The organism is Patulibacter sp. SYSU D01012 (assembly GCF_017916475.1).
Classification (GTDB): domain Bacteria; phylum Actinomycetota; class Thermoleophilia; order Solirubrobacterales; family Solirubrobacteraceae; genus Patulibacter.
The window spans coordinates 72692-94857 of sequence record NZ_JAFMTB010000004.1 but is presented as its reverse complement, the minus strand read 5'-3'; the positions used below and the strand labels follow the sequence as shown (position 1 = coordinate 94857).

Sequence of the window (22166 nt, the reverse complement as noted above, 5' to 3'; positions counted from 1 at the left end):
GTCATGTCCGCCACGCAGCCCGCACCCGCGACCCGACCGGCATGACGGGCGGGCGCGCAGCGAAGGAGCTCGGACGGGGCGAGCGTGTCGTCCCGGGGGCGTGGCGGCTGCGGCTGCCGCTGCCGTGGCCGGGCGTGCCGCACGGCAACGCCTGGGCCGTCGCGGCGGGGGACGGGATCGTCCTCTTCGACACCGGCATGCACCAGCCGGGCTCGCTGGCGCACCTGGAGCGCGCGCTCGACATGGTGCACCTGCGGCTCGAGCTCGTCCGCCACGTCGTCATCACCCACGCGCACGTCGACCACTGCGGCCAGACGACCCCGGTCGTCCTGCGCTCCGGCGCCGACGTCTGGGCGCACCCGGCGCACGGCCACCTGACGAAGTGGCTGGCCAACCCCGAGGGCTACTGGGAGCGGGGGATCGAGATCGCGCTGCAGTCCGGCCTGCCCGAGGCCACGGTGCGCAAGGCGGCGGAGGGCCTGAAGGGCCGCGAGATCGGGATCGCCGGCGGCTTCGACGTCGACCACGAGCTCGTCGACGGCGTCGTGGTGCAGACCGACCTTGGGCCCTTCACGACCGTCGAGACCCCCGGCCACGCGCCGTCGCACGTCTGCCTGTTCAACGCCGAGCGCCGGATGCTGATCTCGGGCGACCACCTGCTCGGCCGCGTCTCGCTGTTCTTCGACTTCGGCTACACCCCCGACCCGGTCGGCGAGTTCCTCGAGTCGCTGAGCCGCATCGAGGACCTCGACGCGCGCCTGGTCCTCTCCGGCCACGGCCGCACGTTCACCGACGTGCAGGGCCACATCAACGCCAACCGCAAGCTCGTGGCGGAGCGGCTGGCGCGGACGGAGGAGGCGCTCGGCGACGGCGAGCCGCACACCGCGATGGAGATCGCGCCGCACGTCATGGAGACGCCGATCGACGCCACGAACGCCAGCTGGCTGCTGACGGAGCAGCTCTGCTTCCTGCGCCGGCTCGAGGTGCTGGGCCGCGTCGAGAAGGTCGACACGGACCCGGACCGCTTCCGCCTGGTCTGATCCGCAGCGGCCCGCCCGGCGTGGGGGGCCGCGCGCGGGCCCCGCGCCGCGACGCGCAATACCATGGGGCGGGATGCGCATCGACGAGATCATCGAGAGGTCGCCGGAGCCGACGTTCTCCTTCGAGTTCTTCCCGCCGAAGACCGACGAGGCCGAGGCACGGCTCCACGAGACGCTCGAGACGCTGCGCCCGATGGACCCGTCGTTCGTGTCCGTCACCTACGGCGCCGGCGGCAGCTCGCGCGACCGCACGATCAACGTCGTCAAGAGCCTGCGCGAGCAGCACGGGCTCGAGGCCATGGCGCACCTGACGTGCGTCGGCGGCACGAAGGACGACATCCGCGGCGTCCTGGGCCAGATCCGCGAGGCCGGCATCCACAACGTGCTGGCGCTGCGCGGCGACCCGCCCGGGGGCGAGGAGCGCTTCTCGCCCACGCCCGGCGGCTTCGCCTCGTCGCCCGAGCTGACGCAGCTCATCACGGACGAGTTCGACTTCTGCGTCGGCGGCGCGGCCTACCCCGAGCCGCACCCCGACGCCCGCCACGCCGACGACGACGTCGAGACGGCCAAGGCGAAGGTCGAGGCCGGGGCGAAGTTCCTCATCACCCAGCTCTTTTACGACAACGCGGACTACTTCTCGTTCGTCCGCCGGCTGCGCGAGATCGGGGTCGACGTGCCCGTGATCCCCGAGATCATGCCGATCACCCAGATCAGCCAGGTGCGGGGCTTCGCGAAGAAGATCGGCGCCCGCGTGCCGGAGGGCCTGAGCCGCGAGCTCGACGCCCGCGAGGACGATCCCGACGCGATCAAGGACTTCGGCGTCAGCTACGCGACGCTGCAGGCGTCCGAGCTGCTGGCGAACGGGGCGCCGGGCATCCACTTCATCACGATGAACCGCAGCCCCGCGACCCGCGCCATCCTGTCCGCGCTGCGCCTGCATCGCCCGTGGGAGAAGACGCCCGAGGCCCCCGCCGAGCCGGGGGACGTGGTCGCTCCCGCTTAAGGATCGGGCCAGGAACCGGGTATAGGGTCCGCGACCCCACCCGAGCCCCCGGAGGCGCACCATGGACTTCAAGAAGCTCGCCGACAAGGCGAAGGGCCTGGCCGGCCAGCACGGCGACAAGATCGACCAGGCCATCGACCGCAGCGTCGCGGCGGTCGACAAGGCCACGAAGGGCAAGCACTCCGACAAGCTCACGGGCGGCGCGGAGAAGCTGAAGCAGGCCGTCGACCGCGCCGGCGCTCCCGAGGGCACCACGCAGGCGACGCCGTCCGGCGCCGGCGGCACCACGCCCCCGGCCCCGGGCGGCGGCTCGGGCACCGGACCGGGCGCGGCGACCCCCGCGCCCGATGTGACGCCCGTCGCCCCGCCGGTGCCGACGGAGCGCGAGGCGTCGTCCACGCCCGTCCGGGACCCGGACGCGCCGAACAAGGACGAGGCCTGAGCCGCCCCCCGGCCCGCCGCCCCGGCGGGCCGTCCTCCGCCGCGCCGCTGCCGCCGTACCTGCTGCGGCGGTCGCGGCGCGCGCGGCGCATCACCGTCCGCGTCGACACCGACCGCGGCCTGATCGTCACGATCCCGGCGCGCGGCACCGTCGCCGAGGCCGAGCGCGCGCTGCGCGAGCTCGACGGCTGGATCGCCCCGCGCCTGGCCGCGCTGCAGGACCGGCGGCGCCGGGCCGCGCAGGACGCCGCCGCCGGGCTGCCGTACCTGGGGACCGTCCTGGCGGTCGCCGCGGAGGCCGGCCGCACGCGCGTGCGCCGCGACGGCGACCGGCTGCTCGTCCCCGCCGACCCCGCGGAGCGCGCCCGGGCGCTCGAGGCCTGGTACCGCACGCGCGCCCGCGCCGAATCCGCGCCGCGCCTGGACGCCGCCGCCGCCCGGCTGGGCGTCGCCTACGACCGCCTGCGCATCACGGACACGCGCACGCGCTGGGGCAGCTGCTCCTCGCGCGGGACGATCAGCCTGTCCTGGCGCCTGCTGCTGGCGCCCGTGGCGTGCCTGGACTACGTCGTCTGGCACGAGGCCTGTCACCTGGTGCACCCGCACCACGGCCCGACGTTCTGGGCGCTGCTGCGCGAGCACGTGCCCGACCTGGACGAGCCGTCCGGCTGGCTGCGCCGGCACGGCGCCGACCTGCGGCTGCTGCTGCCGCCGGCCGCGGGCTGAGCGCGCCGACCGGCTCCGGGGCGCCCACGGGGCACGGGTGCGCCCCGGGACGCGACGACCCGCCGGGGCGCGGCGGGTCGTGGGGGACGAGGATCGCGGTGTCGCGCGCGCTCAGGCGGCGACGGCGTGCCGCCAGGCGTGGCGGCGGCGGTGCGTCTCGGTGCGGACGCCCGGCCGCATCCGGCGGCGCGCCGCCATCGCGGCCAGGCGGCCCGGACGCTGCGGCAGCACGGCGGTCACGTCGTTCGTGATGCCCATGCGCTTGACGGCGACGTCGCCGCCGGCCATGCGCCGGAAGAGGTTCTCGGAGCCGAGGTTGTCGGCGAGCATCGATCCGGTCAGCTCGGTGATGCCGCGCTCGAGCGCCAGGTCGGCCAGCGCGATGGCCAGGGCCGAGCCCACGCCGGTGCCCTGCATCCGGTCGGTGACGACGAAGGCGGCCTCGGCGCGGTGCGGCGCGTCGGGGTAGCGCACCCACCGGGCGACGCCCAGGATCGCCTCGGGGCGCTGCGGGTCGACGGCGACGACGGCGACGTGGTCGACCCCGTCGACGCGGCACAGGTAGCGCGTGTCGCCGGACGTCAGGTTCGGCTTGGCGCTCATGAAGCGGTTGCGGATCGTGTCCTCCGACAGCGTCCAGTGGAACCGGCGCAGGGCGGCGGCGTCCTCGGGAGCGATCGGACGGATCAGGGCGGTGGATCCGTCGTGGAGGGGAACGAACACATCCCCATGGTCGGCCCGGGCAGGGCTCTGGGCCATGACCCGGGTCACACGACCTCCGGGGCATCCGTCACAGAGCGATCACGCTCGACCACGAGCGACCATCACGCGGGACGGCGCGTCCCGCATCCGCCCGGGACGACGAACGGCGCCCCGAGGGGCGCCGCGGCGGTCCGCGCCCCGGGCGGGGCGCGGCGGTCCGGCGCGCGGGGCGCCGGGGCGGGGTCAGCCGCGCTGGTCGATCGCGACGTAGTCGCGGGTGCGGTCGCCCGTGTAGATCTGGCGCGGGCGGGCGATCTTCTGCTCCTTGTCCTGCACCATCTCGAGCCACTGGGCGATCCAGCCCGGGGTGCGGCCGATGGCGAACAGGACGGTGAACATCTCGACCGGCAGGCCGAGGGCCTCGTAGATCAGGCCGGAGTAGAAGTCGACGTTCGGGTAGAGCTTGCGCGAGACGAAGTAGTCGTCCTCGAGCGCGATCCGCTCCAGCTCCTGCGCGATCTCGAGCAGGGGGCTGACGCCGGTGACCTCGAAGACGTCGTCGACGGCCTTCTTGATGATCTTGGCGCGCGGGTCGAAGTTCTTGTAGACCCGGTGGCCGAAGCCCATGAGCTTCTTGTCGCCGGCCTTGACCGACTCGATGTACGCCGGGACGTTCTCGACGGTCCCGATCTCCTGGAGCATCTCCAGGACCGCCTGGTTGGCGCCGCCGTGCAGCGGGCCGAAGAGGGCGCCGATGCCGGCGGCCGTGGCGGAGTACGGGTCGACCTGCGAGGAGCCGACGGAGCGGACGGCCGACGTGGAGCAGTTCTGCTCGTGGTCGGCGTGCAGGATCAGGAGGACGTCGAGGGCCTTCGCGATGCGCGGGTCGGCCTCGTACTTCAGCTCCGCGATCTTGAACAGCATCGAGAGGAAGTTCTCGGCGTAGTTCAGGTCGTTGTCCGGGTACACGTAGGGCATGCCCTTCGCGTGCCGGTACGCGAACGCCGCGAGCGTCGGCATCTTGGCGATCAGGCGCACGATCTGCTCGTAGCGCGTCTGCTCGTCCTTGATGTCCTTCGCCTCGGGGTAGAAGGTCGAGAGGGCGGCGACGGAGGCCTGGAGCATGCCCATCGGGTGGGCGTCGTAGCGGAAGCCCTCCACGAACGACTTGACGTTCTCGTGCACGAACGTGTGCGTCGTGATCGCGTGCGTCCACTCGTCGAGCTGCGGCTGCGTGGGCAGCTCGCCGAAGATCAGCAGGTACGCGACCTCGAGGAACGTCGCCTTCTCGGCGAGCTGCTCGATGGGGTAGCCGCGGTACTCGAGGATGCCCTTGTCGCCGTCGATGAAGGTGATCGCCGAGCGACACGACGCGGTGTTCGTGAACGCCGGGTCGTACGTCATGAGGCCGAAGTCCTCGTCGCCCGTCTTGATCTGACGGAAGTCCATCGCCCGGACGGTGCCGTCCGTGATCGGGACCTCGTACTGCTTGCCCGTGCGGTTGTCGACGACGGTCAGCGTCTCGTTGGCCGTGGCTACGGCCGGCTGGGTGCCGGACGCCTGGGTCTCGCTCATGGGGGCTCCTCGATCGTGGGATCCGGTGATGCCTACAAGTCTATGACGTGCGAGAGGCGGGCTTCGCTGCGGCGGGCGCGCGGGCGGACGGTCGGGCGCCGGCGGCCCCGCCCGCGCGCGCCCGGGCGGGGGCGCGCGAGCCCCGATCCCGCCTGCCGATCGGGCGTTCCGACCCGCGGTCGCAAAAGAGCGCGCGCGACGCGGCGCGGGCGGATAGTCTGGCGCGATGCAGCGGAGCACCGTGGGGTCCGTCCTGGCCAAGCCTGCCGTCGTCGGCCGCCGCGCGCGCGAGGAGGCGGTGTTCGCCGCCGCGTGCGCCCGCGCCGGCCTGCTGCGGGGGAAGAGCCCCGCGGCGCTGAAGGCCGTGGGCGAGGCGTACGTCAAGCTCGGGCCGCTCGGCGCCATCTTCACGATGTCCGTCGAGGCCGACGCCGGGCGGGCCGCCGCGATCGACGACCGCGGCACCACGACCTTCGGCGAGCTCGACGCGCGGGCCAACGCGATCGCCAACGCGTGGCGCGACATGGGCCTGCGCGCGGGCGACGGCGTCGGCCTGATGCTGCGCAACCACGCCGGCTTCCTCGAGGTGCTCTTCGCGTGCGTGAAGACCGGCGCGAAGGCGATCCTGCTGAACACCGCGTTCTCGGGCCCGCAGCTCGCCGACGTCGCCGCCCGTGAGGGCACCCGGCTGCTGGTCTTCGACGACGAGTTCCGCGAGGCCACCGAGCACGTCGACGCGCCGCTCGGGCGGTTCCGGGCGTGGACGGACGACCCCGACGACGCCTCGGAGGGGACGATCGCGCTCCTCCGCACCGGCGACCACCGCGCCCCGGCCCCGCCGGAGCGGCACATGTCGCTCATCCTGCTGACGAGCGGGACGACCGGCACGCCGAAGGGCGCCGCGCGCCCGCAGCCGAAGTCGCTCTCGCCCTTCGGCGGCCCGCTGGCCCGCATCCCGCTGCGCAAGCGCGAGGTCACCGCGCTGCCGGCGCCGATCTTCCACGCCACGGGGCTGATCCACACGCTGATCGCGGTGGGCCTGGCCGACACCCTCATCCTGCGCCGCCGCTTCGACCCCGAGCAGACGCTGCGCGACATGGAGGAGTACCGCGCGACGTCGCTCATCGTCGTGCCCGTCATGCTGCGGCGGCTCCTCGACGCCTACGACAAGGGCGGGCGGCGCGAGGACCTCTCGAGCCTGCGCGTCATCTTCGCGGCGGGCTCGCAGCTCGGCGGGGCGCTCGCCACCCGCACGCTCGACACGCTGGGGCCGGTCCTCTACAACCTGTACGGCTCGACCGAGGTGGCGATGGCGACGATCGCCAGCCCCGAGGAGCTGCGCCAGGCGCCGGACTCCGTCGGCTCGCCCGTTCCGGGCACCCGCGTCCGCATCCTCGACGCGAACGGGCACGACGTCGCGCCCGGCGAGACCGGCCGCATCTTCGTCGGCACCGCGATGCCGTTCCAGGGCTACACGGGCGGCGGGACCAAGCCGCTCGTCGACGGGCTGATGGCGTCCGGCGACGTCGGCCACTTCGACGAGCACGGGCTGCTGACGATCGACGGCCGCGACGACGACATGATCGTGTCGGGCGGCGAGAACGTCTTCCCGGGCGAGCTCGAGGAGCTGCTCGCCGGCCACCCGAAGATCTCCGAGGCCGCCGTCATCGGCGTCGACGACGACGAGTTCGGTCAGCGCCTGTGCGCCTACGTGGTCCTCGAGGAGGACGCCACCCTGACCGAGGACGACGTGCGCGCGTACGCGAAGGACAACCTGGCGCGCTACAAGGTGCCGCGCGACGTGCACTTCCTGTCCGAGCTGCCCCGCAACCCGACGGGGAAGGTCCTCAAGCGCGAGCTCGTCGCGCGCCGCCAGGAGGCGTAGCGCGGGGCCGGCGCCGCCGCCCCTGCGGGCGCCGGCGGCCGGCGGAGCCACCGCGCGCGGGGGCGCGGTCCGACGCGGCCCCGGAGGCGGGGCGGGCCCGCCCCCAGGCGTGCGGGGCCCGGCCCGCGGGGGCGTCAGCGGGCCGGATCGGCGCGGGGCACGCGGGCCGGTCCGCCCTCGTACCGCGACGCGGTGGCCTCGAGCTGCCCGTGGTAGTGGCTGCCCAGCTCGGGGTGGCCGTACGGGCGCTCGGCGGGCCGGTCGAGCGTCATGAACGAGAGCTGCGCGATCGGCAGGCCGGGACGCAGCAGGATCGGCACGCGCGTCAGGTTGGCCAGCTCGAGCGTCAGCGTGCCGCGCCAGCCCGGGTCGCAGAAGCCCGCGGTCGCGTGCACGATCAGACCCAGGCGGCCGAGCGAGCTCTTGCCCTCGATGCGCGCGACGATGTCGTCGGGCAGCTCGACCCACTCCTCCGTGCGCCCGAGCGCGAACTCGCCGGGGTGGATCACGAAGGGGTCGTCGCCCTCGCACACGACCTGCTCGGTCAGGTTCTCGGGCGGGTTCGCGAGGTCGATCGATGTTACGCGATGGTTATGGAAGACCCGGAAGGAGCGGCCCAGCTTCAGGTCCACGGACGCGGGCTGCACCATGCCGTCGTCCCACGGGGTGATGCGCAGGCGATCGTCCGCCACCAGCTGGCGAATCGTCGCGTCGGAGAGCACGGGCATGGCTGGGAGCGTAGTGCGTCCGGGGGCGCACCGGCCCTCGCGCCCGTGCCCCACGGGCGCCTCGAGGACCTACTGCGGGTCGCAAAACGGGCCCCACCGTTCGGTTGACGGTTGCGCGCCGAGAAGCGGGCACCGTAAGATCGCCGACCTGAGGCGGGTCCGTGACGTCCATCACGGCGCGGACCCGGGAGAGACCCCCCAACACGTGCGCAAGCTCGTCACACGCATCGCCCTGCTCGCCGCCGCGGTCGCCGTGGTGGCCGCCGCCGTCGTGCTCTACGTCCGACGCGCCGACCCGTACACGGTCACGGCGTACTTCCAGGACGCCGGGCAGGTCGTGAAGGGCAACCAGGTGCGCATCGCCGGCGCCACGATCGGCACCGTGTCCGCGGTCCGCCTCGCGGACGACGGGCAGGCCGCGATCGAGCTGAAGATCCAGGACGGCGACTTCGACCCGCTCCACGAGGGCACCCGCGCGGTGCTGCGCAACTCGGCGCTGGCCAGCGTCGCCGGGCGCATCATCGTGCTCGAGCCCGGGCCGAACGACGCCCCGAAGATCCGCTCGGGCGGCACGATCGCGGCCACCGACACCCGGTCGGCCACCGACATCGACCAGGTCCTCAACGCGATCGACGCGAAGGGCCGCAAGTACCTGCAGACGCTCGTGCGCGGCGGCGCCACCGCGCTCGACGGCGCCGAGGGCTCGACGAACCAGGCGCTCGAGCGCCTCAACCCCGCGCTCGCCCAGACCCGGCGCACGGTGGAGGAGCTGCGCAGCGACGAGCCGGCGCTGCAGCGCATCGTCGCCAGCAGCGCCGCCGTCGCCGACACGCTGGCGAGCAACACGGACGACCTCGAGCAGGGCCTGGAATCGGCCGCCGTGACCCTCCGCGCCACCGCGGCCGAGCGCGAGGCGCTGCGCGCCACGATCCAGCGCGCGCCCGACTTCGTGCGCCGGGCCAACACGACGTTCGCGAGCACCCGGGCGCTGCTCGACGAGTCGCAGCCGCTCCTGCGCGAGCTGCGCCCCGTCGCGCCGCGCCTGGCCCGGACCCTGCGCCTGGCCGAGCCGCTCACCCGCGAGGCCACGCCGCTCCTGCGCGACGTCCGCGCGAGCCTGCCGGCGCTCACCGACGTGCTGCAGAAGTCGCCGGGCTTCGCGGGCCGCGTCGTCCCGGCCCTCAGCGAGCTCACGCGCACGCTGCAGGGCTACGCCCCGATCGTCACCGAGGTGCGCCGCTACGCCCCCGACCTGACGTCCGGCCTGCTCACCGGCTTCGGCGGCAAGGCCGGCGGCTACTACGACGCGAACGGCCACTACGCGCGCATCGCGCCGGTGCTCAACTCCGCCGGCCTGCCCGACCTGCTGCGGCCGGTCCTCGGTGGGCTGGTCGACGTGCTCGGCCCGCTGCTGGGCACCGGCCTGACGGTCCCGCAGACGGGGCAGACGAACCGCTGCCCGGGCGGCGGCGCGCAGACGCACCCCGACGGCTCCAACCCGAACCCGGCGGGCCACGACGGCCGCTGCGACGTCACGCAGGTGCCGCTCGGCGGCAGCAACCCCGTCACGCCGGCGGCGAAGTGATGCGCGCGCCACGGACCATCGCCGCGGGAGTCGCCGTGCTCGCCCTCGCCGGGGGCGGCGCGCTCGCCGGCTGCGGCAGCGGGGACGGCGAGCGGGCCGGCACCGTCCGCGTCGACGCGATCTTCGACAACGCCTCGTTCGTCGGGAAGGGCCAGGACGTGCGCGTCGCCGGCGCCACCGTCGGCAAGGTCGCCGAGGTGTCGCTCACGCCCGACCGCAAGGCGCGCGTGTCGATGGACGTCGAGCGCGAGTTCACGCCCTTCCGCCGCGACGCCGACTGCACGATCCTGCCGCAGTCGCTCATCGGCGAGAAGTTCGTCGAGTGCGACCCCGGGCGGCCGGACGCGCCGGCGCTGCGGGCGACGAAGGGCGGCGCGCCGACGGTGCCGCTGTCAGGCACCCACAGCCCGGTCGACCTGGACCTGGTCGTCGCGATGCTCGGCGCGCCGACGAACGCGCGCTTCCAGCTGCTGATGAACGAGTTCGGCGCGGGGATCTCGACCCGTGGCGAGGAGCTCGACGAGATCATCCGCCGCGCCAACCCGACGCTGCAGTACGCGAAGCAGACGCTCGACGTGCTCGGCCGCGACAAGGCGGCGCTGGGGCGGATCGTCGAGGCGAGCGACGAGATCCTGGGCGAGCTGGAGAAGCGCGAGGACGACCTGAACGGGACGTTCGAGGCGAGCGCCGACGTCCTGAAGGTCACGTCGGACTACCGCCGCGAGCTGGACCGGGCCATCCGCGACCTGCCGCCGACGCTCGACGACCTGAAGCCGGCGCTCGAGTCGCTGCGCGACCTGAGCCGCGATACGACGCCGACGCTCCGCTCGCTGCGCGCCGCGGCCCCGTCGCTCCGCGAGCTGTCCGGCGACCTGGGGCCGCTCACCGACGCCGCCCGCCCGGCGCTGAAGAGCCTGGCGGACGCCGCGACGGAGGCCGTGCCGATCCTGCAGCGCTCCGTGCCCGAGCTGCAGCGGATCCAGACGGCGACTCGTGCGCTGGCGCCCAGCACGCCGCTGCTCGCGGACCTGCTGCGCAGCCTGAGCGACAACGGGTTCCCCGAGAACTTCTCGACCTTCGTCTTCAACACCGTGATGGCGACCGCCCGCAAGGACGACATCTCGCACATCGTCCCGGCCAACCTCATCCTCAACCCCTGCATCCTGTCCGGCGACACGCCGACGAAGGGCTGCAACGCGCGGTTCTCGGCCGAGGCCACGGGCGACAACCGGCTGGGCGCCGCGCAGGCGCGGTCCTACCAGCGGCTCGTGCAGGGCCGCGCGGACGCCGAGCGGGCGGACGGGGACGAGCCCGCCGCCACCGAGACGACGCCGTCGCCGGCGCCGACGACCACCACCGGCGGCGCCCCGACCGCCCCGACCGCGGAGACCGGCCGATGACGCGTCGCCGCCGCCGCGGAGCCGTCGTCAGCCCCGCCGTCATCGGGGCGGCGACGGTGCTCGTCGCCCTCGTCGGCGTCGTGCTGGCCTACAACGCCAACCGCGGGCTGCCGTTCATCAAGACGTACGACATCCAGGCCCGGGTGGCGGACGCGAAGAAGCTGACGACCGGCGTCGACGTGCGCATCGGCGGCAAGCGCGTGGGGCAGGTCGCCGACATCGAGGCCGAGAAGGGGCGCGACGGCGCGTTCACCTCGCGCCTGGCGCTCAAGCTCGACCGCTCCGTCGGCGCCCTGCCGGTGGACACCACGCTGCGGATCCGGCCCGAGAGCATCATCGGCTCGAAGTTCGTCGAGCTCGTCCCGGGGGAGTCGAAGCGCACGCTGAAGGCGGGGGCCACGATCCCCGAGGACCGCACGAGCGCGTCCGTCGACCTCGACGAGGTGACCGGCCTCTTCGACGAGGGCCTGCGTCGCTCGTTCCAGTCCGTCGTCGAGCAGTCCTCCTACGGCGTCGCGGGCCGGGCGGCCCAGCTCAACGACGCCCTCGTGGTCCTTCCGGAGGTGCTCGACAGCTCGCAGCGCTTCCTCCAGACCGTCTCCGACCCCGCGACCGACCTCGGCGGCCTGATCCAGGGGCTCGACGCCGCCGAGCAGGCGGTCCTGCCGGCGCTCCCGGACGTCGGCGGCCTGCTCCGTGGCGCGCGCCGGACGCTCGATGCCGTGGCGGCCGAGTCCCCGTCGCTGGCCGCCACGATCCGCGACCTGCCCGGCACCGAGGACGAGACCCGCCGCGCCGCGCGCGAGGTCACCCCGGTCCTCCGCGACGTCGCGGCGCTCGCCAAGGAGCTGCGCCCGGGCGTCCGGCAGCTGCCCGCCACCGTGGATGCGCTGCACGACGTCGCCGTCCGCGGCATCCCGGTGCTGCGCGACACGCCGTCGCTGGCCGGGGAGCTGACCGCGACCCTGCGCACGCTCGACGGCGCGCTGCAGCGGGGGACGACGAAGGACAGCCTGACGATGCTCGTGCCGATCGCCGAGAACCTCCTGCCGACGCTGCGGACCGTCGTCCCCCAGCAGACGAAGTGCAACTACGCCGGGCTGTTCGCGCGCAACGCCTCGAGCGCCGGCTCGGCGGGCGACGAGAACGGCAACTGGCTGCGCATCGGCCTGGTGCTGAACCTGGCGCAGACGCTGCGCACGCCCGACGCCGACCCGAACCTGCACTACCAGGTGTACCCGGACAACGATCCCGGTGGGTGCGCCGTCGGCAACGAGCCGTACGCGCGCGGCAAGGTCATCGGGGCCGTCCCCGGCTACGTCTCGGGCCCGAACCAGCAGACGTCCGCACCCCCCGGCACGCCGAAGGGGCCGCGATGAGCCCGCGCCGCAGCCGCCCCGTCCGCCACCGCACGTTCCAGCAGACCGTCCGCTCGAACGTCCGCTGGGGCCTGGCCACGATCCTGCTGGCCGTCCTCGCCGCGTACCTGGCGTTCGGCGGCCCCCTGCCGTGGGGCGGGCCCCGCCAGATCCACGTGCTGACGCGCGACGCCGGCGCGCTGCGCGCCGGGGCGGCGACGAAGGTGCGCGTCGCCGGCGTCGACGTCGGCAACGTCAGCCGCATCGAGCCGCTGAAGGGCAAGCCGGGCGTCACCGACATCACCGTCGACCTGGAGGACGACGCGCCGGCGATCCGCCAGGACGCGACGGTGAAGATCCGCCCGCGCCTGTTCCTGGAGGGCAACTTCTTCCTCGACGTCAACCCCGGCACGCCGGGGGCGAAGGTCCTGGCCGACGGCGGCGCGATCCCGCCGGGCGCGACGACGCGGCACGTGGCCTCCGACGAGGTGTTCAGCGCCTTCGACGCGCAGACCCGGAAGAACTTCCAGGGCACGCTCAAGGCGCTCGGCCAGGGCCTGGACGACGGCGGCGCCGAGTCGCTGAACACCCTCCTGCGGGTGACCCCGCCCGCGCTCGCCGACGTCACCACGGTCGCGGCCGCCGTGCGCGGCCAGCAGGACGGCGACCTGCGCCGCCTCGTGCGCGAGACGGGCGGCGTGCTCGCGAACCTGCAGGCGCACGAGAACGGCCTGCGCGGCACGATCAGCCAGGGCCGCGCCGTCTTCGACACGTTCGCCGCCGCCCAGCTGGACCTGCGCGCCACGATGCGTCAGGTCGACGCGACGACGCGCGACCTGATGCCGCAGCTCACGCGCATCATCGACGGCATCCCCGAGGCCCGCGCGCTCGTGCGCGACGCCCGGCCGCTCGTCCGCCGGCTGCCCGCGACCCTCGACCTGGCCAACCCCGCGCTGAACGCGCTGCTCGTCTTCGCCCGCTCCCAGGACGTCCAGGGCCTGACCGCCGAGCTGCGGCCGACCCTCGCGACGCTCAGCCGCATCACCGAGCCGCTCGGCCAGGTCGCGGACGAGCTGCGCCCGGTCGGCAAGTGCCTGACGGACAACATCCTCCCGGTCCTCAACGGCGTCGTCCCCGACGGGAAGCTGACGACGAACCTGAAGGTCTACGAGGAGCTGATGGACGAGTTCGCCGGGCTGGGCGCGACGACGGCCAACTTCGACTCGAACGGCCCCTGGACGCGCTACCTGCTCGGCCTGGGCAACCAGCTCATCTCGACGAACGACGGCGGCCAGGCCCTCGAGGGTCGCGCCGACCGCCCGATCACCGGGTCGACCCCGACGCCGACGACGACGCCGCCGCTGCGGCCCGACGTCCCCTGCGAGACGCAGTCCGTCCCCAGCCTGGAGACGACGATGCAGCCGTTCGCGGGCCGGCAGCGGACCGACACGGCCGACCGGGGCGCCCTGTCGGAGCTGACCTCGACCGCCCTGCAGGGGCTGAAGAGCGTCGACCAGGGCGACACGACCGTCCGCGCGCTGCAGCAGCGCCTGACGACGCTGCTGGGGCCGGCCGGGGCGACCGACGCCGCCCCCGCGCCCGCCGCCGAGGCGCGCCGCGACGACCCGGCGAAGGCCCGCAAGGCCCGGGACCGCCGCGACGGCGACGAGCGGCCGAAGGCGAAGAAGGCGCCCGCGCGTCGCCCGTCCCCGCCGAAGACCCCGGCGGCGAAGACGCCTGCGGCCCGGAAGCCGGCCCCGACGACGAAGCGCGACCCGCGCAAGCCGTACGTCTCCGAGCGCGAGGCCGCCCAGCAGGCCGGCGGCATCGGCGAGCAGCCCGAGGAGACGCCGTGAGGGCCGTCCGCCAGCACTGGAAGCCGGTCGCGGTGATCCTCTTCGCGATCGTCCTGTCGCTCGCGGTCGCCGGCTTCATCCTGGACAAGCAGCGGCTGCCGCTGCCGTGGGACGACACGTACGAGGTGCGGGCGGAGTTCGCCTCCGCGCAGGCGGTGACGCCCGGGCAGGGGCAGGCCGTGGCCGTGGCCGGCGTGCAGGTCGGCGAGATCACGGACGCGCGCATCCGCGACGGCCGCGCGACCGTGGGCATGCGGATCGACCGCAAGAAGCTGGACGCCGTGCACCGCGGCGCCACCGTCATGCTGCGGCCGCGCACGGGGCTGCAGGACATGACGATCGAGCTCGATCCCGGCAAGCGGTCGGCGCCGAAGATGCGCGAGGGCGACACGATCCCCGCGCAGCAGTCGACGTCGCAGGTGCAGGTCGACGAGGTGCTCGCGTCGCTCGACGCGGACACGCGCGCGTACTTCCAGCAGCTGCTGCAGGCCACCGACCGCGGCTTCACCGGCAACGCCGAGGCGTTCCGCCGCGTGCTCCAGATCGCCGCGCCGACCGCGACGGAGACGCACGAGGTGCTCAGCGTCCTCACGCAGCGGCGCCAGGCCCTCTCGTCGACCGTCACGCGGCTCGGCCGCCTGTCGCAGGCCATCGGCCGCCACGACCGCGCGGTCGGCGACACGCTCGACCGCGCGGCGACGACCCTGCGGACGCTGGCCGGCCGCGACCGCGAGCTGAAGGCGTCGCTCGCCGAGCTGCCCGGGACCCTGCGCCTGACGCAGGACGCGGTGACGAAGACCGGCGACCTGATGGACGAGGTCGTGCCCGCCTCGCGCGCGCTGCGGCCGGCCCTGAAGGACGTGCGGGCCGCGCTGCCGCGGCTCGACCCCTTGCTGCGCGAGCTGCCGGGGCGGCTGACGCCGCTGCGCACCCTCGCCACCGAGGGCCGCGAGCCCCTGCGCCAGACGCGCACCACGATCGAGACGCTGGAGCCGCTGCTCGGCGACCTGAGCGACACCGCGAAGGTGCTGCAGCACGTCGGCAACATCCTGGGCTACGACCCGCCGGGCGACGAGAAGGGCTTCTCGTACTACCTGGCGTGGTTCGGGCACAACACGAACTCCGTCTTCTCCACGCAGGACGCGAACGGCCCCGCGTGGCGCGGGCAGCTGCTGCTCTCGTGCAGCTCGCTCGGCGGCATCGACGCGCTGCAGCCCGTGACGCAGCTCCTGACGGGCCTGGGGGTCTGCCGGTGAACAAGAACCGTCCGGGACTGCTGCAGATCCTGGTGATGCTCGGCTTCGCGCTGTCGTGCTTCGGCCTGCTGCTCTTCCTGTGGTCCAGCTTCGGCGGGTCGGTCCCGCTGCGCGGCAAGCCGTACGAGGTCACGGCGAAGTTCGTCCGCGGTCCCGAGCTGGCCAGCTACGCCGACGTGCGCGTCAGCGGGATCACCGTCGGCAAGGTCACGCGCATCCGCAAGACGGGCGACGGCGCGACGGTCCGGATGAAGATCGATCCGGAGTACGCGCCGCTGCCGAAGGACACGCGGGCGACGCTGCGGACGAAGACGCTCCTCGGCGAGACGTTCGTCGACCTGTCCTTCGGCTCGCGCCGGAAGGCGAAGCAGACGGGCAGCTTCATCGCCGACGGCGGCCGCATCGCGGCGGGCAACGTCCAGCCCGCGACGCAGCTCGACGAGATCCTCGACGCGTTCGACGCCCCGACCCGTCGCGACCTGCGCAAGGTCATCGTGTCGCTCGACCAGGCGACCGACGGCCGCGGCAAGGACATCAACACGACGCTCGCGAACGTCGGGCCGACGAGCGAGAGCGCCGACGCCCTGTTCGACCTGCTCAACCGCCAGTCGGCCGAGATCCGCTCCGGCACGCAGGACCTGGGCACGACGTTCGCGGCGATCGGTCGCCGCGAGGGCGCCATCAAGGGCATCACCCAGAGCGGGCGCCAGCTCGTCACCACGACCGCCGAGATCACGCCGCGCCTGCGCGAGACGCTGCGCCTGCTGCCGTCGTTCCTCGACGAGACGCGCCGCACGATGCGCAGCGCCCGCGTGACGGCCGGCATCGCGAAGCCCGCCATCGACGACCTGCGGCCCGTCACCCCGCTCATCCGGCCCGCGCTCCAGCAGCTCGGCGTGCTCGCGCCCGAGCTGCGGCAGGCGCTCGTCGAGCTGGGCCCCGTCATCGGCCAGGCCCGCGACGGCCTGCCGGCGGTGCGCCGCGTGCTCGACGCCGTCGGCCCCGTGTCCGACCGCCTCGTCCCGGTGTCCGAGGACCTGCTGCCGATCGCCGAGTTCCTCAAGCTCTACCGCCGCGAGGTGATGGTGACGTTCGCCAACGCCGCCGCGGCGACGCAGGCGACCGCCCCCGACTCGCGCGGCGTGCAGCGCTCCTACCTGCGCATCAGCGCGCCGATCAACGGCGAGACGATCGCGGGCCAGCGCACGCGCAACCCGGCCAACCGCTTCAGCCCGTACCCGAACGCCGGCGAGCTCGAGCTGGCCGGCACGGGCCGCAACCCGTCGTTCTCGTGCGACCACCTGAAGAACCCGTCCGGGCTGCTGACCGGCCTGCTCGACCTGTCCGGCCTGGGGAAGCCGGACTGCGTGCCGCAGCAGCCGCAGGACGTCGCGGGGTCCAAGACGGTCTATCCCCGCCTGCAGCCGGTCACGCCGCAGCAGGTGCGCGAGCGCGGCCTCGCGAAGTAGCCGCCGCCCGCGGGGTGTGGGAGCCTGCGGCCATGACGGCGCAGGACGGGACGCAGGCGGACGACCGGACGGTCGAGCTGCGGCACACGGCGGAGCTCGACGGCGCCACGCGTCGGGCCCTCCGCGCGCTCCTGGCGGACGCGTTCGACGGCGACTTCTCGGACGAGGACTGGGAGCACGCCGTGGGCGGCGTCCACGTGCTCGTCCGCGTCGACGGCCGCATCGTCGGCCACGCGGCCGTCGTGCAGCGCCGGCTGCTCCACGGCGGCCGCGCGCTGCGCGCCGGCTACGTCGAGGGCGTGGCGGTGGCGGCGGACCAGCGCGGACGCGGGATCGGCGCCGCGCTCATGGGGCGCGCCGAGGACGTGGTGCGCGCGGCCTACGACCTGGGGGCGCTGAGCGCGGCGCCGACGGCGAAGGCGTTCTACGCGGCCCGGGGGTGGCGCCCCTGGCGCGGCACCACCGGGGTGCTGGGGCGGCACGGCGTCACGCCGACGCCCGAGGACGACGACGGCCTGCACGTGCTGGCGGTCGCCGAGCTGCTCGACCTGCAGGGCGAGCTGGCGTGCGACCCGCGCCCCGGCGACGCCTGGTGAGGCGGCCGCCGGCGCGCGCGCCGCGGGCGGCTCAGGCGCGCAGGTCGACCGGCGCGGGGGTCAGTCGCACCAGCTCGTGCAGGCGCTCGATGCGCTCCTGCACGGCGCTGCCCGGCAGGCCGTAGAGCTTCTCGGAGCCGAAGTCCTCGACGTTGTGCGAGGCCGTCGCGGTGCCGTGGATGAGCGCGGACGCGAGGACGTCGCGGTCGACCGTCAGCGACGGGTCGGCGGCCAGCCGCGCCGCGACGTAGCCGACCAGGCCGCCCGCGAACGTGTCGCCGGCGCCCGTCGGGTCGACGACCCGGTCGAGCGGGAAGACGGGGACGGTGAAGCCGCCGCCGTCCTTCGTGAACAGCTGCGCGCCGTACGAGCCCTGCTTGCAGACGATCGCCGACGGCGACGCGTCCCAGCCGAAGACGGCCTGCGCGGCCGCGTAGGTCGTCGGCGCCTCGGTCAGCTGCTGCAGCTCCTCGTCGTTGAGGATCAGGCAGTCGACCTCGCCGATCGCCGCGACGAGGTCGTCGCGGGCGATGTCGATCCACAGGTTCATCGAGTCGAGCGCCGCCCACTTCGGGCTCGACTGCGCCCGCACGGCGCGCTGCACGCCCGGGACGATGTTGGCCAGGAACAGCACGTCGGCGTCGCGGCTCTCCTGCGAGAGCTTCGGGTCGAACGTCTCGAAGACGTTCAGCTCGGTCGTGATCGTGTCGCGCGTGTTCAGGTCGTCGTGGTACTTGCCCTTCCAGAAGAAGGTCTTGCCGCCGGCGACGCGCTCCACGTCGTCCGTGTTCGTGCCGCGGGTGGCGAGCAGCGCCATGTGCTCGTCCGTGTAGTCGTCGCCGACCGGTCCCACGACGCGCACGTCCGTGAAGAAGGACGCCGCCTGGGCGAAGTGGAAGGCGGCGCCGCCCGGGATGCGCTCCCGGACGCCGTGGGGGGTCTCGAGGCCATCGAACGCGATGGAGCCGACGACGGTGATGGTCATGGCGTAGGAGGCTAGTGGGCGGCGGCCGCGCGCACGGTGCCGTCCGCGGCGAGCTCGACGCGGCGCGCGGCGAGCGCGGCCTCCTCGGCCCGGTGGGCGATGATGAGCGCCCCGCGCGACGGGTCCGCGTCGAGCAGCGCCCGCAGCACCCCCAGGCCGTCGGCGGGCGGCAGGTGGCTGACCGGCTCGTCCAGGACGAGCAGCCGCGCGTCGGTCGCCAGCGCCACGCGCGCCAGGCCGACCCGCTGGCGCTCGCCGCCGGACAGGTGCCCGCCGCGCTCGCCCAGCCGCGTCGCCAGGCCGTCGCGCAGGCCGTCGAACCACGGCCCGGCGCCCACCAGGCGCAGGGCGGCGATCAGCTCGTCGTCGCGCGCGTCCGGCCGCGCCAGCACCAGGTTGGCGCGCAGGTCCGCGTCGAACAGGTACGGGTCCTGGGGGACGTGCAGGACCTCGCGGCGCAGGACGTGGACCGGCAGGTCGCCCAGAGGCACGCCGCCGAGCGTGGCGACGCCCGCGACGTCCTCGGGCGGCAGGAAGCCCACGAGCAGCTCGCCGATCGTGCTCTTGCCGGCGCCGCTGGGGCCCACGAGCGCGACGCGCTCGCCCGGCTGCAGGGTCAGGTCGACGCCGCGCAGCACGGGGCGGCCGCCGCGGCGCACCCGCACGTCCTCGAGCACGACGCGGGCGTCGGCGGGCGACGGGGCGTCGCCCGCGTCCGTCGGCGCGGCGGGGGCGTCGGCGGCCGCGCCGAGCAGCCCCTCGACCCGGGCGACCGCCTCGGCGGTGCCGCGCAGCTCGCGGGCCGCTCCGGGCAGCACGCCGATCGCCTCGCCGACGCCGAGCACCAGCAGGGCGAGCATGCCGACGAGGATCGGATCGAGGTCGCCGCCGGACGCCGCCGGCAGCGCGACGGCGAGGATCGCGGCGGCGCCCAGGCCGCCGACGGCCGTGGCGGCGGCGCCGACGAGCGCCGTCGCGCGGCCCTCCTGCCGGTCGATCCGGTCGAGCTCCGCCCCGGCGCGGCGGATGCGCTCGATCTGCTCGTCGGCCAGGCCGGCGACGACGAGCTCGGGGGCGGCGTCGAGCGCCGTGGCGATCTCGCGCACGAGCGCGGCGCGCAGCGGGGCGCGGCGCACCGTCGCCTCACGGGCCAGCGTCGCGGCGCGCAGCGGCAGCGCGACGGCGCCGGCCAGCAGCACGCCCGCGAGCACGGCGGCGGCGACGGGCAGGAAGATCGCGGCCACGACGAGCGACGCCGCGCTGATCACCACCGCGACCGACAGGGGCGAGAGCGAGCGCAGGTACGCGTCCTGCACCCGGTCGACGTCCGCGACCAGGCGGTCCGCGACCTGGGTGCCGGCCGCCGCGGGGCGGCGGGCGACGGCGGCGAACGCGTCGGCGCGCAGCCGCGCGAGGATCCCGAGGGCGGCGTCGTGGCTGACGAGGCGCTCGCCGTAGCGGGCGACGGCGCGCAGCACGCCGAACCCGCGCACGCCGACGATCGCGACCGTGAGCGAGAGGACGGGCGGGGCCTGCGACGCCTTCGAGATCAGGTAGCCGGAGAGCGCGAGCAGGGCGGTGCCGGCCGCGCCGGCGAGGACGCCGAGCAGCGCGGACAGGTAGAGCTTGCGGCGCTCGGCGGGGGTGGCCAGCCGCAGCGCGCGGCGGATCGCGGCGATCATCGCGCGGCCTCCGTCGTGGGGCGGACGTCGAGCACGTGGTCGGCCAGGCGGCGCGGCAGCTCGTCGTGGGTGGCCACGACGGCGGTGCGTCCGGCGAGCAGCGCGGCCAGCGCGTCGGTGACGCCCTCGGCGGTGACGCGGTCCAGGTTGGCCGTCGGCTCGTCGACGAGGACCAGACGCGGGTCGCGCAGCAGCGCGCGCGCCACGCCGAGCCGGCGGCGCTCGCCGGCCGACAGCGGCAGGTCGGCGTCGCCCAGGGGCGTGTCGAGGCCGGCCGGCAGCGAGGCGACGAGGGGGCCCAGGCCGACGCGGCCGAGCACGTCGAGGACGGCGTCGTCGTCGGCGGGGCGGCCGAACGCGACGTTCTCGCGCAGCGACGCCGGCAGCAGCACGGGGTGCTGGGGGATCCAGGCGATCCGCTCGTGCCAGGCCGCGCGGTCGACCTGGCGCAGGTCGACGCCGTCGCAGGTCACCGTGCCGGCGTCGGCGGCCCGCAGCGCGAGCAGCAGCCGCAGGACCGTCGTCTTGCCGGATCCCGAAGGCCCGAGCAGCAGCGTGGTCCGCCCGGCCGGGAGCGTGGCCGTCAGGCCGTCCAGCGCCGGGTCGCGCCGGTCCGGGTGCCGCACGACGACGCCGTCCAGGCGCAGGTCGTGGGCGCCGGGGTCGGGGACCGGGCCGCCGGCGGGGGCGGGCGCGGGCGTCGCCCCCGGCAGGTGGGTCTCGTCGTCGGCCCCGGGGCCGGCCATCGCGGCCAGCTCCTTCAGCAGCGGCTCCGCGTCGGCGGACGCATGGAACTCGGCGCCCAGGCGCCGCAGCGGCAGGAACACCTCCGGCGCCAGGACCAGGGCCGCGATCGCGTCGCCGAAGCCCATGTGGCCGCCCGCCAGGCGGATGCCGCAGGCGACGGCGACGAGCGCGGTGCCGAGCATCGCCATGAACTCGAGCACCAGGCCGGAGAGGAACGCCTCGCGCAGCGTGGCCATCGTGCCCGCGCGGTAGTGCTCGCCGGCGGCACGGACCTGCTCGGCCTGCACGTCCTCGCGCCGGTACGCGCGCAGCACCGGCAGGCCGCGGAGCACGTCGAGCAGGTGCCCGCCCAGGAGGGTCAGGCTGGCGTGGCGCAGCTCGGCCGCGTCCTGCGCGCGGAACCCGACGAGGATCAGGAAGACGACGACGATCGGGGCCGCGATCGCCAGCAGGCCCGCGCTGAGCGGGTCGAACCACAGCACGGCGGCGAAGACGAGGATCGGCGCGACGCCGGCGACGACGGACGCGGGCAGGTAGCGCCCGACGTACGTCGCGACGGCGTCGGACCCGTGGACCCAGCTGGCGGCCAGCTCGCCGGGCCGGCGCTCGCCGACGGACTCGGACGCGCGACGCAGGGCGGTGGCGACCGCCCGCTCGCGCAGCTGCGCCACGGCGCGCCGCCCGGCGGCGCGGCCGCTCGTCTCGCTCCACGCGGCGAAGCCCATGCGCACCAGGACGGCGGCCGCGAGCCCGATCAGGGTGGGGGCGATCGGGTCGTCGAGCCCCAGGACGCCGATCGCGATCGCGTGCGCGAGCAGGACGGCCTGGGCGATCGTGCCGACGCTCTCGCCGACGGCCAGGACCACCGCCTTCACGAGCTGGGCCCGGAGGCCCGGGACGGCGTCGAGGAGCTCCTTGCGCGGCGGACCCACGTCGGGCAGCTTCGCACCCCGGGCGGTCCGACGAGGGGCGGGCCGTCACAGGAGGACTACCGCACCGTGGGGGCGGACTACGGAGGCGGCCGCGCGATCCGCGGGAAGGCTCGTCGGCTCCCGGGGCGCGAGGCCCCGGGGCACGACGATGGGAGAGATCCGCCGCGAGGGGAGAGGAGGAGAGAGACGCGGCGGAGTCG

General features: G+C 74.9%; 18 protein-coding genes. 12 read left to right on the top strand and 6 right to left on the bottom strand.

Going from position 1 to position 22166, the window contains the following annotated elements; translation table 11 throughout:
* The first annotated feature begins 41 nt into the window (after positions 1-41).
* From J3P29_RS19005 to J3P29_RS18990, 4 genes are all read left to right on the top strand, one after another.
* A complete protein-coding gene (locus J3P29_RS19005; RefSeq protein ID WP_210495943.1) occupies positions 42-1040 on the top strand; it encodes an MBL fold metallo-hydrolase in 999 nt (332 codons plus the stop codon).
* A gap of 73 nt (positions 1041-1113) precedes the next feature.
* Positions 1114-2043: a methylenetetrahydrofolate reductase [NAD(P)H] gene (gene metF / locus J3P29_RS19000; RefSeq protein ID WP_210495942.1), complete on the top strand. Its 930-nt coding sequence runs from the start codon at positions 1114-1116 to the stop codon at positions 2041-2043.
* 61 nt (positions 2044-2104) lie between these two features.
* Entirely contained in the window at positions 2105-2485 is a 381-nt protein-coding gene (locus tag J3P29_RS18995) for an antitoxin (protein ID WP_210495941.1), read from the top strand.
* The gene (locus J3P29_RS18990) at positions 2482-3210 is read left to right on the top strand and encodes a SprT family zinc-dependent metalloprotease (protein WP_210496082.1); all 729 of its coding nucleotides are present in this window, start codon (positions 2482-2484) and stop codon (positions 3208-3210) included. The genes J3P29_RS18995 and J3P29_RS18990 overlap by 4 nt, the downstream gene beginning before the upstream one ends.
* 111 nt (positions 3211-3321) lie before the next feature.
* Here the strand turns inward: J3P29_RS18990 and J3P29_RS18985 are convergent, their stop codons facing one another.
* Positions 3322-3933, bottom strand: coding sequence for a GNAT family N-acetyltransferase (locus J3P29_RS18985; protein WP_210495940.1), 612 nt, complete (start codon positions 3931-3933; stop codon positions 3322-3324).
* Positions 3934-4155: 222 nt separating this feature from the next.
* Complete coding sequence (locus J3P29_RS18980) at positions 4156-5487, bottom strand: citrate synthase (protein ID WP_210495938.1); 1332 nt, start codon at positions 5485-5487, stop codon at positions 4156-4158.
* 226 nt (positions 5488-5713) lie between these two features.
* Here J3P29_RS18980 and J3P29_RS18975 point away from each other — a divergent pair, with 226 nt between their 5' ends.
* Entirely contained in the window at positions 5714-7372 is a 1659-nt protein-coding gene (locus J3P29_RS18975; protein WP_210495937.1) for an AMP-binding protein, read from the top strand.
* Positions 7373-7506: 134 nt separating this feature from the next.
* On the opposite strand, the gene dcd is transcribed toward J3P29_RS18975, so the two are convergent.
* A complete protein-coding gene (gene dcd, locus J3P29_RS18970; protein ID WP_210495935.1) occupies positions 7507-8100 on the bottom strand; it encodes a dCTP deaminase in 594 nt (197 codons plus the stop codon).
* 205 nt (positions 8101-8305) lie between these two features.
* Here dcd and J3P29_RS18965 point away from each other — a divergent pair, with 205 nt between their 5' ends.
* From J3P29_RS18965 to J3P29_RS18935, 7 genes are read left to right on the top strand one after another with little or no spacing between them, the layout of a single operon-like run.
* Positions 8306-9685 (top strand): MlaD family protein, encoded by a 1380-nt coding sequence (locus J3P29_RS18965; protein ID WP_349239895.1) that lies wholly within the window; start codon positions 8306-8308, stop codon positions 9683-9685.
* Positions 9686-9720: 35 nt separating this feature from the next.
* On the top strand, positions 9721-11085 hold the full coding sequence (locus J3P29_RS18960) for an MlaD family protein (RefSeq protein WP_349239894.1): 1365 nt from the start codon (positions 9721-9723) through the stop codon (positions 11083-11085).
* Positions 11082-12464, top strand: a complete 1383-nt coding sequence (locus J3P29_RS18955; RefSeq protein ID WP_210495931.1) for an MlaD family protein — start codon at positions 11082-11084, stop codon at positions 12462-12464. Before J3P29_RS18960 ends, J3P29_RS18955 begins: the two co-directional genes overlap by 4 nt.
* Entirely contained in the window at positions 12461-14299 is a 1839-nt protein-coding gene (locus J3P29_RS18950; RefSeq protein WP_210495929.1) for an MlaD family protein, read from the top strand. The genes J3P29_RS18955 and J3P29_RS18950 overlap by 4 nt, the downstream gene beginning before the upstream one ends.
* Positions 14296-15555 (top strand): MlaD family protein, encoded by a 1260-nt coding sequence (locus tag J3P29_RS18945; RefSeq protein WP_210495928.1) that lies wholly within the window; start codon positions 14296-14298, stop codon positions 15553-15555. Before J3P29_RS18950 ends, J3P29_RS18945 begins: the two co-directional genes overlap by 4 nt.
* The gene (locus J3P29_RS18940) at positions 15552-17024 is read left to right on the top strand and encodes an MlaD family protein (protein WP_349239893.1); all 1473 of its coding nucleotides are present in this window, start codon (positions 15552-15554) and stop codon (positions 17022-17024) included. Before J3P29_RS18945 ends, J3P29_RS18940 begins: the two co-directional genes overlap by 4 nt.
* Before the next feature lie 32 nt (positions 17025-17056).
* A complete protein-coding gene (locus J3P29_RS18935; protein WP_210495926.1) occupies positions 17057-17620 on the top strand; it encodes a GNAT family N-acetyltransferase in 564 nt (187 codons plus the stop codon).
* 31 nt (positions 17621-17651) lie between these two features.
* Here J3P29_RS18935 and J3P29_RS18930 read toward each other — a convergent pair whose 3' ends face one another.
* The 3 genes from J3P29_RS18930 to cydD are packed head-to-tail and all read right to left on the bottom strand — an operon-like array spanning position 17652 to position 21966.
* Positions 17652-18605, bottom strand: coding sequence for a PfkB family carbohydrate kinase (locus tag J3P29_RS18930; protein ID WP_210495925.1), 954 nt, complete (start codon positions 18603-18605; stop codon positions 17652-17654).
* Between the two features lie 11 nt (positions 18606-18616).
* Entirely contained in the window at positions 18617-20287 is a 1671-nt protein-coding gene (gene cydC / locus J3P29_RS18925) for a thiol reductant ABC exporter subunit CydC (RefSeq protein WP_210495923.1), read from the bottom strand.
* The gene (cydD, locus tag J3P29_RS18920; protein WP_210495921.1) at positions 20284-21966 is read right to left on the bottom strand and encodes a thiol reductant ABC exporter subunit CydD; all 1683 of its coding nucleotides are present in this window, start codon (positions 21964-21966) and stop codon (positions 20284-20286) included. The genes cydC and cydD overlap by 4 nt, the downstream gene beginning before the upstream one ends.
* Positions 21967-22166 lie beyond the last annotated feature (200 nt).

Bases quoted from the DNA above. Each gene is read 5' to 3' on its own strand.
- J3P29_RS19005 (WP_210495943.1), top strand. From the start codon at position 42: ATGACGGGCGGGCGCGCAGCGAAGGAGCTCGGACGGGGCGAGCGTGTC.
- metF (WP_210495942.1), top strand. From the start codon at position 1,114: ATGCGCATCGACGAGATCATCGAGAGGTCGCCGGAGCCGACGTTCTCC.
- J3P29_RS18995 (WP_210495941.1), top strand. From the start codon at position 2,105: ATGGACTTCAAGAAGCTCGCCGACAAGGCGAAGGGCCTGGCCGGCCAG.
- J3P29_RS18980 (WP_210495938.1), bottom strand. From the start codon at position 5,487: ATGAGCGAGACCCAGGCGTCCGGCACCCAGCCGGCCGTAGCCACGGCC.
- J3P29_RS18975 (WP_210495937.1), top strand. From the start codon at position 5,714: ATGCAGCGGAGCACCGTGGGGTCCGTCCTGGCCAAGCCTGCCGTCGTC.
- dcd (WP_210495935.1), bottom strand. From the start codon at position 8,100: ATGCCCGTGCTCTCCGACGCGACGATTCGCCAGCTGGTGGCGGACGAT.
- J3P29_RS18955 (WP_210495931.1), top strand. From the start codon at position 11,082: ATGACGCGTCGCCGCCGCCGCGGAGCCGTCGTCAGCCCCGCCGTCATC.
- J3P29_RS18950 (WP_210495929.1), top strand. From the start codon at position 12,461: ATGAGCCCGCGCCGCAGCCGCCCCGTCCGCCACCGCACGTTCCAGCAG.
- J3P29_RS18935 (WP_210495926.1), top strand. From the start codon at position 17,057: ATGACGGCGCAGGACGGGACGCAGGCGGACGACCGGACGGTCGAGCTG.
- J3P29_RS18930 (WP_210495925.1), bottom strand. From the start codon at position 18,605: ATGACCATCACCGTCGTCGGCTCCATCGCGTTCGATGGCCTCGAGACC.
- cydC (WP_210495923.1), bottom strand. From the start codon at position 20,287: ATGATCGCCGCGATCCGCCGCGCGCTGCGGCTGGCCACCCCCGCCGAG.